We start from the raw sequence: 15626 nt of genomic DNA on the forward strand, positions 1-15626 counted from the left end.
AAATGAATAAACGTCATTATAAAGTAATTTTTAGCCGTGTATTAAATCAGCTAGTGGTGGTCTCTGAGTTGGCAAAATCTCAAGGTAAAGCACAAAGTGAAAATGTGAGTCCAGAACAAGAAAAAACAGGATTATTTTCAACCGCACTTTCCTTCTCCCTCAACTCCATTCATTTCAGCTTAATGTTAGCATTAGGCTTTGTCTTTTTGCCTTCTGTTCATGCAGAAGATATGGCGATTCGTGCTGATAAATCAGCACCAGGTAATCAACAACCCACCGTACTTCAAACAGCGAATGGTTTACCGCAAGTGAATATTCAAACCCCAAGTGCAGGTGGGGTATCACGTAACCAATATTCGCAATTTGATGTGGCAGAAAAAGGCGCTGTGCTAAACAATGCCCGTAAAGCAGCACAAACTCAAATGGCGGGCTGGGTGCAAGGTAACCCGAATCTTGCTCGCGGTGAAGCAAAAGTCATTCTTAACGAGGTAAATTCCGCTAATCCAAGCCGTTTAAAAGGTTATGTAGAGGTTGCGGGTAAAAAAGCGGATGTCGTGATTGCCAACCCAAGTGGTATTCAGTGTGATGGCTGTGGTGTGATTAATGCGGGGCGAACAACCCTGACAACAGGTAAAGCAGAAGTAGAAAATGGCGAGTTGAAAGGCTATCGCGTAAAAGGCGGTAAAGTGACTGTTGGCCAAAAAGGCATGGATAACAGTCAATCTGATTACACTGATATTATCGCTGAGAAAGCAGAAATCAAAGGTGGGGTTTGGTCTAAAAAAGGCATTAAAGTTACCACGGGTAAAAACAACGTTGACCGCACCAATGATTCAGTGGTTTACGTGGGAGATAAAAACACCGACAACACCGACAACACTGACCGCACTTCTGATACCCAAGGCGAAAACCAAAGCTACAGTGTGGATGTGAGCCAATTAGGTGGGATGTATGCTGAAAAAATCCATTTAGTAGATAACGGCCAAGGTCTTGGTGTACGCAATGCGGGGCATATTGGTGCATCAGCGGGTGAGGTGAAAATTGATAGTCAAGGGCGTATTGTTAATGAAGGGGAGATTAGCGGTAAACAAGATGTCCAAATCAAAACCAAGTCTGATGTGATTCAAAAAGGTAAAGTTGAAACAGCACGAGGTGATGTTCTAGTTAATGCTAAAAATCAGATTAATCAGGTAGGCGCGACTATTTCAGGTGGGCATATTCGTTATCAAGCGGATTCAGTCGAAGCGGGCAAATCTTCGGTATTGGCTGCCGGTATCGAGGAAAATGGTAAAACCCGCGAGATAGATGAGGTTAGTGAGACTAAAAACCTTGAAATAAAAACAGCAAAAACAACTGTGGCGAAAGGGAAAAATATTGCCTCTGGTAAGGTCGATGTTCAAGCTCAAACAGTCGATGTCAGCGAGAGTCAGACAAGTGGCCAAGATGTTCATATTGTGGCTCATCAAGGTGAAATGAATGCAAATCAAGCGACGCTCATTGCAAAAAATGAAATCAATTTACATACACCTTCTCAACTTTTAACACAGCATGCTAATTTAAAAGCGGATTGGATTAATGCAACCGCGCAAAGAGTAGAAAACCAACAGGGTCGATGGGCAAGCCAAGGTGTGCGTGACTTCTCATTAAACCTAGAACAAGGGTTAAATAATGAAAAAGGCTTAATACTTTCTGGTGGAAATATGAGTCTTACCCAGCAAAATCAATTCTTAAATAATCGAGAAGGACGATTGCTAAGTGGTAAATACTTAACTTTAACCGTATTATCCGTGGATAACCGAGCCGGAATGATTGTTGCTGACGGTTCTTCAACGTTAAATATTGCAAGGGACATTAATAACCAAAAAGTCGGCAATACAGGTTCACTCATTCAAGCTCAAGGTGATTTAACGGTTAATACCACTAATCTAAATAACCAAAATACTAAAGGGAATGCGCAATCAGTACCAACACAGGGTATTCTTGCCGGTAAGGCTGAGGTGAATGCTCATCAATTGGACAATAAACAAGGTGGGATTTATTCGGTTTCTTCTCAGGTATTGAATGTTGTTAATCAATTAGACAATAACCAAGGTGAATTATTCTCTACAGGGGATATTCGTATTCAGGGTAAAGGGGCTTCTATAAAAAATAGTCAAGGTTCAATTCAGGCTACAGAAAAACTGAATATTCAGGTTAATGCACTTTCTGGTGATGGCGATATTGAGGCTAACCATACAAATATCCAACTTGTTCAAGATTTTGATAGTCAACGCGATTTAGTTGGCCGTTCTTCATTAAGTTTAACTACTCAAGGCCATTTGATTAATCGAGCAGGGTTACTTTCTGAAGGCCATACCCAAATCAATGCGAAGAACATTGAAAACACAAAGACTGCTGAAATTCAAGGAAAACAAATTGCACTTATAAGTGAGCAGAATATAACCAATCGAGGATTGATTAAAGGGGCAGTAGAAAATGTTATCAAGACTGGTGATACATTAACTAATGTCGGTACTGGTCGTATTTATGGTGGTCATGTTGCTTTACAGGCTGGTCAAAAAATAGTGAATACAGATGAATTACAATCTGATGGAACGATTAAATCAGCGGTTGTTGCGGCAAAAGAACGTCTAGATGTTGCAGCGCCTTTCGTTGAGAACAGTAAAACGGTCTTTACTCAAAATTGGGCGTTTAATGGTATTGGCGGCACCTTATCCTCTGAAGGGAAAGTGGTATTTGGTCGCACTTTAGATGAAAACAATCAATCAAAAGATTTAGGCGATAAATTATTAAATAGCGGTAGTTTGATTGAAGGGCGTGGTGTTGTCCTTGGTATGCATCAAACTTTAAACAAAAATGCCCGTATTTATACAAGGTTAGAAGAAGTCAAACGTGAAAAAGTAAATGAACATTATCTGCTTGAAGATGGGAGCGCTGAACGTATTAATTTCGATCAACTTCGTTGGGCATCCTTTAGTCGAGCAGGTAAAGTGGTTTATAAAAATCAAAATAAGGTAACGCGACCTACTAATGGCAAAATTGAAGGTCATATTCTACCAATGCCAAATGAGGAGGTATGTGCTAACGAGCAAACTCGTTCAGGTTGTGTTGTTGTACCTCAAGCGCTTTATTTAAATAATGATCCTATATGGGCGGCATTTAATATTACTCCTCCACCTACCTCTCCAACATTACCTGATCTGAGTGGCTTGGATGAAACGTTAAAGCAAGCGCCAGAGGAGCCTAAACAGCCTAAACGAACATGGCGTAATCGTCATGATTATGATCGCCTCATGAAAGAATATGAATTGAAAATGGGAGAGTACCGGAAAGCTGTTGCTGATTATGAGGCTAAGTTAGTTGAGTTTTCTGCTCAAATGAAACCTTATTTTGAATGGGCGAAGGTAAATGAAAAAGCATTTGAACAGTTAGATGCTGCTATTCTTGAACACAATAAAAAGCTCTTGGGCAAAGAATTTTATCGCTTTTGGGATATTTATGTGCAAGAACGTATAACCAGCGAAACTAAGGTGAAAGAAACGCATCCAGGTAAGATTTTAAGTCAAGGTGATGTTGAATTTAATGGTAATGTGGAAAATAACCGCAGCCAAATAATTGCAGCTGGAAAGATCTATAATCCGAATAACCCTTCTGAAAAAGTCAATAATGTACCCGAAATGGGGATTACTCGAGTTGTTGATAATGGAAATCAAGAGTGGACTTACTCGCGTTGGCGAGGCGGATTTAGACGATATCATCAGCGGGAGTGGGCTGGCCGTCATGACTACCAAAAAATCACTGATACACCATTGGATTTAAAACAAGTTCGTACGGAAGCCTATACAACAGTGATGCCTGAAGGTGAAAAAGCCAATCTTTCGATGGAAACGCTCGCACTTGCCAACAATATTCATGTTGCCAATGGTGTGAATCAATCGAATGCAAAAGCTGGGCAGCGTGAAATTCGTACGATTGGTGCGGATGTTTCTTTGCCTACCTCAAGCCTTTATCACACCAATCCCGAGGTCACTAATCGCCCATTAATTGAAACGGATCCACAGTTTACCGATCGTAAACAATGGCTCAGTGGTGACTATATGTTTAAAGCACTTCGCAGTGATCCACAAAATATCTTAAGATGCCTAGGGGATGGCTATTACGAGCAACGTTTAGTGCGAGATCAAGTTAATCAGTTGACGGGACGTATGTTCTTAACGGGCTATCAAGATTTAGAAGCGCAATATAAAGGGTTAATGGATAATGGTATTACCTTTGCGAAACGCTTTAACTTAACCCCAGGTGTGGCTTTAAGCCCCGCACAGGTTGCACAACTTACATCAGATATAGTCTGGTTTGAAGAAAAAGAGGTAACACTACCAAGCGGAAAACAAGTTAAAGTGATGGCGCCTCGTGTCTATGCCATGGCGCAGAAAGGTGACTTAAATGGTGAAGGCACGTTGATTTCAGCGGATGTGATTGATTTGCGGAGTAACCGTTTAACCAATAGCGGCACCATTGCAGGCCGTAAGCTCACGTTATTAAATACTGAAAGCTTATTCAACGCAGGCAGCATTACGGGTGATAAAGTAGGCATCAAAACTACAAATAACTTCGATAATATCGGGGGTAAAGTGGAAGCCGAGCGCGCCCTCTTGGTGGATGTGGGCGGTGATTTAAATCACGAAAGTACCACGATGACAACAAAGGTAGATTTATCTCATTTTCAACGTAGTGAAACGACACTGGCTCGTAAAGCACTTTTCCATGTGAAAGGAGAAGAGGGCCAATTACAACTTTCATCAAATAATCTGAACGCTAAAGGGGCAGATATTATTAACGATGGCAATGGCAGCACGCTTGTTCAAACAAAAAATAACATGAATCTCACCGCACTTTCGGTGGGCTTTGATGAGAAAATGGGCGCAGGCAATCATTACCGTCATGAGAAAGTTGAGCAAGCCATCAGCAGCCAAATCAAGGGCAAAGGTGATGTAACGCTTACGGCAAAAAATCTCCGAGCCGAAGGGGCACAGCTGGAGAGCGAAGCGAAGTTAATGGCTATTGCGGAGAACGACCTTGTGTTGAATGGCGCAAAAGAAAGCCGTGATTTTGAGGAGTTTCACAAAACGAAAAGTGGCAGCCTTGCTAGAACGACCAAAACCAGCCTAGACCAACAACACTCCGTTACTCAAGTCGGCACACAGGTGAGCGGTAAAAACGTCGTGCTTTCAGCAGGTCATGATGTAAAGGCGAAAGGCATTCAGGCTATTGCGGATGATAATCTCCATATTCAGGCTGGACATGATGTTGATATTGCAGCGGATACCAATCATTTCAAAAATAAGCGCGTGGAAACCAAGAAAACGTCAGGGGTATTCACGGGCGGTGGTATTGGCATTACCTTTGGCTCGAAATCAGAAAAACATGATTATGAAACAGAAGGTTGGACACAATCAGATGCACGTAGCACGCTGGGTTCAATGAATGGCAATATCAGGGTGAGTGTGGGTAATCATACAAATGTTCTTGGTACGGATATGATTACGCCAAACACGAATCGCATTGATATTGAAGGTGCCGCTGTTAAGGTAGAAGCGGGAAAAGATATCATTGAACGTAAAGAGGGGCATGAGTATAAACAATCAGGACTTACGATAGCCGTTACATCACCGGTTGTAAGTACAGCACAATCGATGGGACACAGTATAAAGCGTAGTCATGAAGTTAAAAATGAAAAATTGAAACAGCTTCATCAAATGAAAGCGGCTTATGACAGTATTGAATTAGCTCAAAATGCAGCAAATGTTGCAAACACGGTTTCTAGCTTAGGCAATATGACGGCAGGTAATGTGTCTAATCCGAGTATTAAAGTCTCTATTAGCGTAGGGGCGAGCAAATCTACTCAAACGAGTGAAAGTAAAACAATCACTCATAGTGGCAGTGAGCTTAATGCTGGCACGGTGAATTTGACCAGCCGAAAAGGTGATGTTGATGTGTTGGGCTCAACGTTAAATGCAAAACGTTTAGAACTTGATGTGGCTAAGAACTTAAACGTGGGGTCAGTACAAGATACTTACCATAACCGAAGTGAGAATAAAAACACAGGTTGGAGTGTGGGTGTATTTGCAGGCGCCAATGCCAATAGTTATGGCATTGGTGTAGAAGGTTCTGTTCAAGTCGGTAAAGGGCATGAAAATAGCGATAGCGTGACACAGCGTAATAGTTATCTGAATGCTGAAGAAACAGTGATTAAAACCGGTAAAAATGCCAACTTTAAGGGCGCGGTAGTTAACACTGATAAATTGGATGCAGACATCAAAGGCAATCTTAATTTAGAAAGCCGTCAAGACAGCAATCACTACGACAGCAAACAAACGCAAGCTGGTGTAGGCTTTAGTGTGGCAATTTATGGCAGTGGTTCAAGTGCTCAAGCAAACTATTCTCAAAACAAAGCGAAAGTGAACTATGCCCAAGTGGAAGAACAAACGGGCTTCCATGTGGGCAAAGGTGGAATGGATGTTAAGGTTGCAGGGAATACGCACCTTGCGGGTTCTGTGATTGACAGTGAAGCAGGCCAAGATAAGAACCACCTCAAAACAAAATCGCTCACTCACACTGATATTGAAAACCGCAGTGAGATTGAAGTGAAAAGCGTGAGTGCGGGGCTTTCAACGGATATGGTACAGAATGCTAAAAATGCAATGGCTGCCGCGGCGAGTGCTTTAGGGAATAAACATGAAAGTGCTACAAGTCAAACGCAATCAGCGATAGGGGCTAATATTCAAATTGACACAGAAACCCCAAAAAATCTGACCGCACTTTCACGTGATACGAAGAATGCACACCATAAAGTAAAAGCCTTTGATTTACAGGAAATCAAAGAGCAACAAGAAGCGGCACAAGTGGCGGGTGAGTTGTTTGCAAAAGTAACGGGCGACCTTGCAAAAAAATTGGGCTTTGAAGACGGGAGCAAAGAGAAGATTGCGATGCACGCCCTTGCGGGTGCATTGGCAGCGAAGATGTCGAGAGGAAATGTTGCAACAGGTGCGGTCGCGGGAGCGGGTTCCGAGTGGTTGAACACGTATGTTACAGATTACTTAAATGAACAAGCGAAAGACCTCAAGTTAGATGCAGAACAAAAGGAGAAACTTAAACAAGCGGCACAGCAGATGACGGCGTTGGCGATAGGTGCGGCAGCGGGTGCTGTAACTGGTGGGGCAAGTGAAACGATTAAACAGGGGGCGTTGGCATCTTACAATGCGGAGACGTATAACAGACAGCTTCATCAAAATGAGAAAGAGCGCATTAAGTTACTTGCAAATGGCGATAAAGAAAAGGAACGTCGTTTAGAAATTGCGGCTTGTGCGTTAGTGCATTGTTCAGCTCAGATTCCTGAGGATGATCCGCGTTATGCAGCAGAATATCAAAAAGAAATATTGGGTAATACAGCGGAATTTGCCAATGAGCGCTCTTTATTACAAAAACAAACTTATACGCTAGATTCATGGGGTGCAGGGGCGAGTTATCCGCTATTTAATTATAATCTGGCTTACAAAATGCAAGATTATGATGATGCTCATACACAGATAGTGACAAGGGCTGGTGGGGTGGCTCAAACAGCTTATGGTATAGGTACTGCTGTAGGTGGGGGTGTTACTAGTTGTATGGGGCTTGCAACTTGTGGGTTTGGAGTTGTTGCTGGTTTATATGGACTAGATCATACTCTTGCTGGAGTAAAAACAATCTGGACGGGTAAAGCAAGTCAAACAGTTGGAGGGGATTTTATTTCCAAGACCTTCGGTATGGAGCAAGGCTCAGCAGAGCTTTTGTATGGATTTGCTAATCCTCTCATTGCGACTTCAGTTGGTAATGTTGCTAAATTACCAAAAGTTTTTGTTTCAAGTAAAGGTCAAAATTACTCTAATTCCAGTGTGGATAATTTTTATGTCTCAGAGGTGTTGAGAAGAGATTATACCTCTCCTATGGGAAGTAGGTATAATCAAATGAATCAGCCTAAAAATCCAAGTTATCAAACAGTCAGAAATAAGTCTGATTATATAAATGGAAGAGAATATTCTGGACATGCTTTAGATAGAATGCAGGATCGAGGGATTTTGCCGTCAGTAGTTGAACATACTATAAAAACAGGAAGTAAAACAACAAGTGAGTTGGGGGTATCTATTCATAAAGATAATATTAATGGAGTTAAAGTTATTACAAATGATAAAGGAAAGGTTATTACTGTTACCTATGAAAGATAATGAATTAAATATTACAAGTCATGTTTTTCTCTATAATGAGTTTGTTCATAAAATGGAGAAGGATTATGGTCATTTAGATAGCTGGCTTAATATGGAAATATTAAATGCCTTGGCTCTTGATGAATGGGAGATGTCGGGTAAACCTCAAGAATGGTATGTTTGGAAGGATAGGTATCAGGAAAAAGCATTAAATTTAGTAAAGATCTTTTTTAATGAGAGTGGTTTAAGTTGTTACTAGATTAGCGTAGGGGCGAGCAAATCTACCCAAACGAGTGAAAGTAAAACAATCACTCATAGTGGTTATGCTGTTGGTTTATCATCAGCAACGGCAGGTATGCCAATAATCCCAGCTACAGGTTTAGGAGTCGTGACTGATTGGTATAAAGATAATGGTAAGTATGATATATCTAAAACTTATTCTTCTAATGTATTAGGCAATGTAGTAGATAAATCTTTAGAAAATAGTAAATTTAATATGATTAGCCCTGTAGTAAGAGAATTCATTATTAATACATGTGATAGATATTATGAAAGTAAAATGGGGAAAAGATGAATCTAAATGATTTTATTAAAATGCTTAAAATTTCTATTTTAATAGATTTAGGAATGTATTCTATGGCTCTTATAAAGAATAGATTTGATTTTCACAATGTGGATGTTTTAAATATACTAAATTCGTTTCCATTGGTATTTATATTTTGTGTATTTATCTTTTATTTGAAAAAATTGTAAGGTGTTGTAGAATTTTCAAAAATTATTCCCAGGAGTATATTGAATTTACTTTGGGAATAATTTTAGCAGTGTGTTATATAAAAGCTCGTTTTTAATTATTTACAAGCGGGTAGGAAAAATCAAATGCGGACAATTTTCAAAGGGTTTTAAAACCTCTCAAAAATTGACCGCACTTTTTGTATTTTCAGAGCTGTTTATCTTTAAGCAAATCTTATAATTTCACATCCAACTTCGCGTAGTAACGCTACCAAGCGGAAAACAAGTCAAAATATTTTATCCGAAGGTGCAGAGCTGGAGAGCGAAGCGAAGTTAATGGCTATTGCGGAGAACGACCTTGTGTTGAATGGCGCAAAAGAAAGCCGTGATTTTGAAGAGTTTCACAAAACGAAAAGTGGCAGCCTTGCTAGAACGACCAAAACCAGCCTAGACCAACAACACTCCGTTACTCAAGTCGGCACACAGGTGAGCGGTAAAAACGTCGTGCTTTCAGCAGGTCATGATGTAAAGGCGAAAGGCATTCAGGCTATTGCAGATGATAATCTCCATATTCAGGCTGGACATGATGTTGATATTGCAGCAGATACCAATCATTTCAAAAATAAGCGCGTGGAAACCAAGAAAACGTCAGGGGTATTCACGGGCGGTGGTATTGGCATTACCTTTGGCTCGAAATCAGAAAAACATGATTATGAAACAGAAGGTTGGACACAATCAGATGCACGTAGCACGCTGGGTTCAATGAATGGCAATATCAGGGTGAGTGTGGGTAATCATACAAATGTTCTTGGTACGGATATGATAACACCACGCACAAATCAGATTGATATTGAAGGCGCAAGTGTTAAGGTGGAAGCGGGAAAAGATATTATTGAACGTAAAGAGGGGCATGAGTATAAACAATCTGGCGTGACGATTGCTTTGAGTACCCCAGTGACCGATATGGCGCAAGCGGCTTATAACAGTGTAAAACGCAGCCAACAAGTCACCAATGGAAAACTCAAGGCACTTTATGCAGTGAAAGCAGCGGAAGAAGCGACAATGGCAGCTCAAAATGTGGGTAAGGTAGCGGAAACCTTAGATGCCTTACGTGCTGGTAATATGCAGAATACGGGGACGACATCCAGCCCAAGTGTGAAGATTAGTCTTGGTTATGGCAGCCAAAAACAAACGCAAAGTAGCGAAAGCCAGAGTATTAGTCATCAAAAATCAACGGTGAGCACAGGTACGTTTAATGTAAAAGCCCGCGATGAAAAACTCACCTTTGAAGGCGTGGATGCGAATGCGAAATTGATGGCATTATCAGGTAAAAAAGGGATTGAGATAAAAGGTGTAAAAGACGAGGAGCACCAACATACCAAAAATAAATCAGTAGGGGGAAGTGTAGGCGTTTTTGTTGGAACCAATGGTAATAGTTATGGAATTGGTATTGAGGGTTCGGTAAATGGTGCTAAGGGCAAATCTAACTCGGATAGCGAACGTTGGCAAAACAGTCACTTGCAAGCGGATAAGCTCATCACAAATAGCGAAGCAGGAAACCTCAGCCTTGATGCAGCAAATCTTAAAGCGAAACGTTGGGAAGCGGAGATTCAAAATCTCACTGTCACGAGCCGTCAAGATACGGAAAAATACGAATCCAAACAAACGAGCGCAGGCACAAGTGGCTCGGTGGCACAGGGTTCAGGAGGTGGCGCTTCAGTCAGTGCCTCCTATAACAAAGCTAAGGTAGATTATGCGCAAGTGAATGAACAAGCGGGTATTCGTGTGGGTGAGGATGGCATGAATGCTAACATCCACAACCATACCCAACTGAATGGTGCCATCATTGAAAGCGATGCTGAGGCAAGTAAAAACCATTTCAAAACAAAATCGCTCACGCATACCGATATTGAAAATAAAAGCGAGATTAAAACCGAAAGTGCGAGCATGGGGGCAGGCACGGGAGGCATTAACCCGATGCAAGCTATCAGCTCCACCCTCAGTTTATTAGGTAACACCAATGAAAGCGCGCGCAGCACCACCCAATCAGCTATCAGCGACAACATTCAGATAGACACCGAAACACCGGAAAATCTGACCGCACTTTCACGTGACACCCAAAATGCGAATCAACGTGTTGAAAAGCAAGATTTACAAAAAGTGCAAGAGCGCCAAGAAATGGCGAAGGTGATAGGTGATATCAGCAACAACGCGATAAGCATCGCCACGTATAATGAGCGTGAGAAAATCAACAAGCTAGGGCTTGAGAAGTTTAAGCTGGAAGAGCAAGAAAAAGCCTTGAAGGGACAAGCGGGTAATGAACAACAGCTTGCCGCCATTAAGCAACAACTGACAAATGTTCAAGCCGACATCACGAAAACGCAAGGTGAAATCGACCGCACTTACGGCATAGGTAGTGAAAAAGGCATGGCGATTCGCGCCGTGACAGCAGCATTGCAAGCGGCGGCACAAAATGATACCGCAGGCAGTCTTGTTGCACTGGCTTCGCCTTATCTCAACAAAACCATCCACGAGATGACGGCAGGTGACACCGCAAAAGACAAAGCGACTAACCTTATGGCGCATGCGCTGCTTTCCGCGGTAGAGTTTCAAGTAACAGGCAAAGACCCATTGACGGGTGCAGTGGCTGGGGTGACAGGAGAAGTGACTGCACAAATCCTTACGCAGGCAATCTATAATAAAACGCCAAATCAACTTACAGCAAATGAGAAGGAAAACATTAGCACGTTAAGTCAATTGGCGGGCGGATTGGCTGCAGCATTGACGGCGAAAGCGAATGGCACCCTAACGGAGCAAGGGGGTAATTTCCTTGCGGCGACTTCTGGGGCAGAGACGGCTAAAAGGGCGGTGGAGAATAATTTTTCTTTAGAATCAGTAATAAATAATCCACAGGAGGATTGGGGAGCTAGTGCGAAAGCACAAGAAAAAATTAGTGAAGCAGAAAAAAGAGCAATTGAACAATTTGCAAAAAGTCATCCTAAATTGATTAATAACTTGAAAGCAACGGGAGATGTTGTCTCTTTTCTAGCTGATTTTACCCCTGTTTTAGGTGATGCGAAATCATTTGCTGAAGCAGAGGATGCTATAGATTATGCTTTAGCTACAGTGGGAGCGGTGTTTCCTCCACTAAAATCTTTTAAGAAAGTCAACCAGATGGCTAGGGCTGCAGAAAAAGCAGGAAATGCGACGGATGTTCTTAAGTATCAAAAAGAGGCTATTAAACAATTTGAAAATGTTAAAGCTCTTGATGTTAATAGCTATAAAAATTTAAAGCAACGCTCAATTGTTGGAGATAATCTTGATTTAGATCACATTCCATCATTTGCTGCTTTGAAGAAGGAAAAAGAGAATAAGTTGGGGCGAAAATTATCACCTATTGAGGAAAAAACATTAAGAGATGAGGCTACAGCAATAGCTGTACCGAAAGATACACATATTAATAGTAGAACATATGGAGGAAAAAATACAAAAGCTCAAATAGTTAATGATGCTAGTAATTTATGCTACGCACAAGAGTGTGATATTAATCATATGAGAAAATCTTTAATAGATAAAGGTTATGATTCTTTAGCGGTTGAAGAGGCAATAAATGAAATTATTATAAGAAATAAAAGTAGAGGAATTAAATGAAAAAATTTGTGGGTGATATAAATATTTTTTTAAATGCTTTGGGTGAAAAACAAGGTAGCAACTTAATATTAAAAGCTATTTCTATTGTGGCTATGGATTTTGAAGTGGAGTATTTTGAATGCGATAATATTCAACATACTTATTTTCACTTTTTTAAAAGAGGAGTTGATTTTGTTTTTTCTAAAAATAATGATAGTGAGTTTTTGGAATCTATATTTTTTTATGTAAATAAATATAACAATGAGTATTATGAGTACCCTTTTTTAGAACAGCTTTTTTTGGAGTTAGATAATAAATTTACTCAAAATGATCTAATTGTGAAATTTGGAAAGCCTGAAGCTTATTCTGATAATTGGATTAGGTATAGTATTAATAATAAGTATGTTCATTTTGAATTTAATGAGTTAAAGGAGCTTTCTCAAATAACATTGTTTATTAAATGAGACACTCAATAGCTCAGATCTCCTGATGCGTGCTTGTATCTAACTAAAAATAAACAAACTGAAATTAACCGATATGGCACAAGCTGCTTATAACAGTGTAAAACGCAGCCAACAAGTCACCAATGGAAAACTCAAGGCACTTTATGCAGTGAAAGCCGCGGAAGAAGCGACAATGGCAGCTCAAAATGTGGGTAAGGTAGCGGAAACCTTAGATGCCTTACGTGCTGGTAATATGCAGAATACGGGGACGACATCCAGCCCAAGTGTGAAGATTAGTCTTGGTTATGGCAGCCAAAAACAAACGCAAAGTAGCGAAAGCCAGAGTATTAGTCATCAAAAATCAACGGTGAGCACAGGTACGTTTAATGTAAAAGCCCGCGATGAAAAACTCACCTTTGAAGGCGTGGATGCGAATGCGAAATTGATGGCATTATCAGGTAAAAAAGGGATTGAGATAAAAGGTGTAAAAGACGAGGAGCACCAACATACCAAAAATAAATCAGTAGGGGGAAGTGTAGGCGTTTTTGTTGGAACCAATGGTAATAGTTATGGAATTGGTATTGAGGGTTCGGTAAATGGTGCTAAGGGCAAATCTAACTCGGATAGCGAACGTTGGCAAAACAGTCACTTGCAAGCGGATAAGCTCATTACCAATAGCGAAGCAGGAAACCTCAGCCTTGATGCAGCAAATCTTAAAGCGAAACGTTGGGAAGCGGAGATTCAAAATCTCACTGTCACGAGCCGCCAAGATACGGAAAAATACGAATCCAAACAAACGAGTGCGAGTGCAAGTGGCTCGGTAGCGTATGGTTCGGGCGGTGGCGCCTCGGTGAGTGCCTCCTATAACAAAGCGAAAGTGGATTATGCGCAAGTGAATGAACAAGCGGGTATTCGTGTGGGTGAAGATGGCATGAATGCCAACATCCACAACCATACCCAACTGAATGGTGCCATCATCGAAAGCGATGCTGATGCAAGTAAAAACCGCTTTAAAACAAAATCGCTCACACATACCGATATTGAAAATCGAAGCGAGATTAAAACCGAAAGTGCGAGCATGGGGGCTGGCACGGGAGGCATTAACCCGATGCAAGCTATCAGCTCCACCCTCAGTTTATTAGGTAACACCAATGAAAGCGCGCGTAGCACCACCCAATCAGCTATCAGCGACAACATTCAGATAGACACCGAAACACCGGAAAAACTGACCGTACTTTCACGGGACACCCAAAATGCGAATCAACGTGTTGAAAAGCAAGATTTACAAAAAGTGCAAGAACGCCAAGAAATGGCTAAGGTGATAGGCGACATCAGCAACAACGCGATAAGCATTGCCACGTATAATGAGCGTGAGAAAATTAACAAGCTAGGACTTGAGAAGTTTAAGCTGGAAGAGCAAGCAAAATCGTTGAAGGAACAAGCGGGTAATGAACAACAGCTTGCCGCCATTAAGCAACAACTGACAAATGTTCAAGCCGACATCACGAAAACGCAAGGTGAAATCGACCGCACTTACGGCATAGGTAGTGAAAAAGGCATGGCAATTCGTGCCGTGACAGCAGCATTACAAGCGGCGGCACAAAACGATACCGCAGGCAGTCTTGTTGCCCTTGCTTCGCCTTACCTCAACAAAACCATCCACGAGATGACGGCAGGCGATACAGCAAAAGACAAAGCGACGAATCTGATGGCGCATGCGCTGCTTTCCGCGGTAGAGTTCCAAGTGATAGGCAAAGACCCATTGACGGGCGCTGTGGCAGGGGTGACGGGTGAAGCAACCGCTGAAATCATCGCGAGAGCTTACGGCAAACCTGTGAGTGAATTAACGGCAAATGAGAAGGAAAACATTAGCACGTTAAGTCAATTGGCGGGCGGATTGGCTGCAGCATTGACGGCGAAAGCGAATGGCACCACAGCGGAACAAGGGGGTAATTTCCTTGCGGCGACTTCTGGGGCAGAGACGGCTAAAAGGGCAGTGGAGAATAATTTCTTGAGTGATGCATCAAGAGCGAGATTAAATGCGTTAAAAACAAAATATCATCGTGGAGAAAAATTAACAAACAAAGAAAAATTGGAGTTTAGAGATTTAATTGAATCAGATCAACGTAGTGACGTTCTCTTGGATAAATTTAGAAAAGATCCAAATTCCTTAAATAGCAAGGAAAGAGAGGCATTTTTAAGCTATGTAGATCGTTATTATATAGAAACTGTTACGGGTAATACCTCATCTGGTTATAAATTGGCATCGCCAACATCGCCAGTTAATGCTAAGAATCGTTTTAAATCAGAATATTTAATTAATGATCCTGTACCAAAACGAGATTATGGTCATTTCCCTTTTGCAGGTACGGATGTACAAAGATCGCAAGCAGTGAATACCTTGCCAGAAGAGAGCAAGAACTGGCTAGGTTGGCGTTCTGAAAAACATTCTCGTGATGAAGAGATGTATTATACTGTCAAGAACGAACTTGATGCTCCTGAGAATTATAAAAATTCAACGAATGGGAAAATAGCTTATTCAGTTAAGGATGGGCTGATAATAATCAGGCTCAATTTAAGTTAG

At 41.3% G+C, this 15626-nt stretch carries 6 protein-coding genes; all 6 read left to right on the plus strand.

Annotated features, from left to right (window positions below; translation table 11 throughout):
• The first annotated feature begins 2 nt into the window (after window positions 1–2).
• The 6 genes from AC6H0A_RS02135 (at window position 3) to AC6H0A_RS02160 (ending at window position 15626) form a co-directional block, all read left to right on the plus strand.
• Window positions 3–8261, plus strand: coding sequence for a two-partner secretion domain-containing protein (locus AC6H0A_RS02135; RefSeq protein ID WP_497512336.1), 8259 nt, complete (start codon window positions 3–5; stop codon window positions 8259–8261).
• Window positions 8251–8499: a hypothetical protein gene (locus tag AC6H0A_RS02140; protein WP_118815644.1), complete on the plus strand. Its 249-nt coding sequence runs from the start codon at window positions 8251–8253 to the stop codon at window positions 8497–8499. Before AC6H0A_RS02135 ends, AC6H0A_RS02140 begins: the two co-directional genes overlap by 11 nt.
• 96 nt (window positions 8500–8595) lie before the next feature.
• Window positions 8596–8814 (plus strand): hypothetical protein, encoded by a 219-nt coding sequence (locus tag AC6H0A_RS02145; protein ID WP_179230883.1) that lies wholly within the window; start codon window positions 8596–8598, stop codon window positions 8812–8814.
• A 491-nt stretch (window positions 8815–9305) separates the two neighbouring features.
• A complete protein-coding gene (locus AC6H0A_RS02150) occupies window positions 9306–12620 on the plus strand; it encodes a hemagglutinin repeat-containing protein (protein WP_497512339.1) in 3315 nt (1104 codons plus the stop codon).
• Window positions 12617–13063 (plus strand): DUF6392 family protein, encoded by a 447-nt coding sequence (locus AC6H0A_RS02155; protein WP_497512341.1) that lies wholly within the window; start codon window positions 12617–12619, stop codon window positions 13061–13063. The genes AC6H0A_RS02150 and AC6H0A_RS02155 overlap by 4 nt, the downstream gene beginning before the upstream one ends.
• Window positions 13064–13136: 73 nt before the next feature.
• Entirely contained in the window at window positions 13137–15626 is a 2490-nt protein-coding gene (locus tag AC6H0A_RS02160) for a hemagglutinin repeat-containing protein (RefSeq protein ID WP_497512343.1), read from the plus strand.

Source organism: Haemophilus sp. THUN1692, assembly GCF_059704395.1.

Coding starts and splice junctions, on each gene's coding strand:
- AC6H0A_RS02160 (WP_497512343.1), top strand. CDS start 13,137: ATGGCACAAGCTGCTTATAACAGTGTAAAACGCAGCCAACAAGTCACC.
- AC6H0A_RS02150 (WP_497512339.1), top strand. CDS start 9,306: ATGGCTATTGCGGAGAACGACCTTGTGTTGAATGGCGCAAAAGAAAGC.
- AC6H0A_RS02145 (WP_179230883.1), top strand. CDS start 8,596: ATGCCAATAATCCCAGCTACAGGTTTAGGAGTCGTGACTGATTGGTAT.
- AC6H0A_RS02135 (WP_497512336.1), top strand. CDS start 3: ATGAATAAACGTCATTATAAAGTAATTTTTAGCCGTGTATTAAATCAG.
- AC6H0A_RS02140 (WP_118815644.1), top strand. CDS start 8,251: ATGAAAGATAATGAATTAAATATTACAAGTCATGTTTTTCTCTATAAT.
- AC6H0A_RS02155 (WP_497512341.1), top strand. CDS start 12,617: ATGAAAAAATTTGTGGGTGATATAAATATTTTTTTAAATGCTTTGGGT.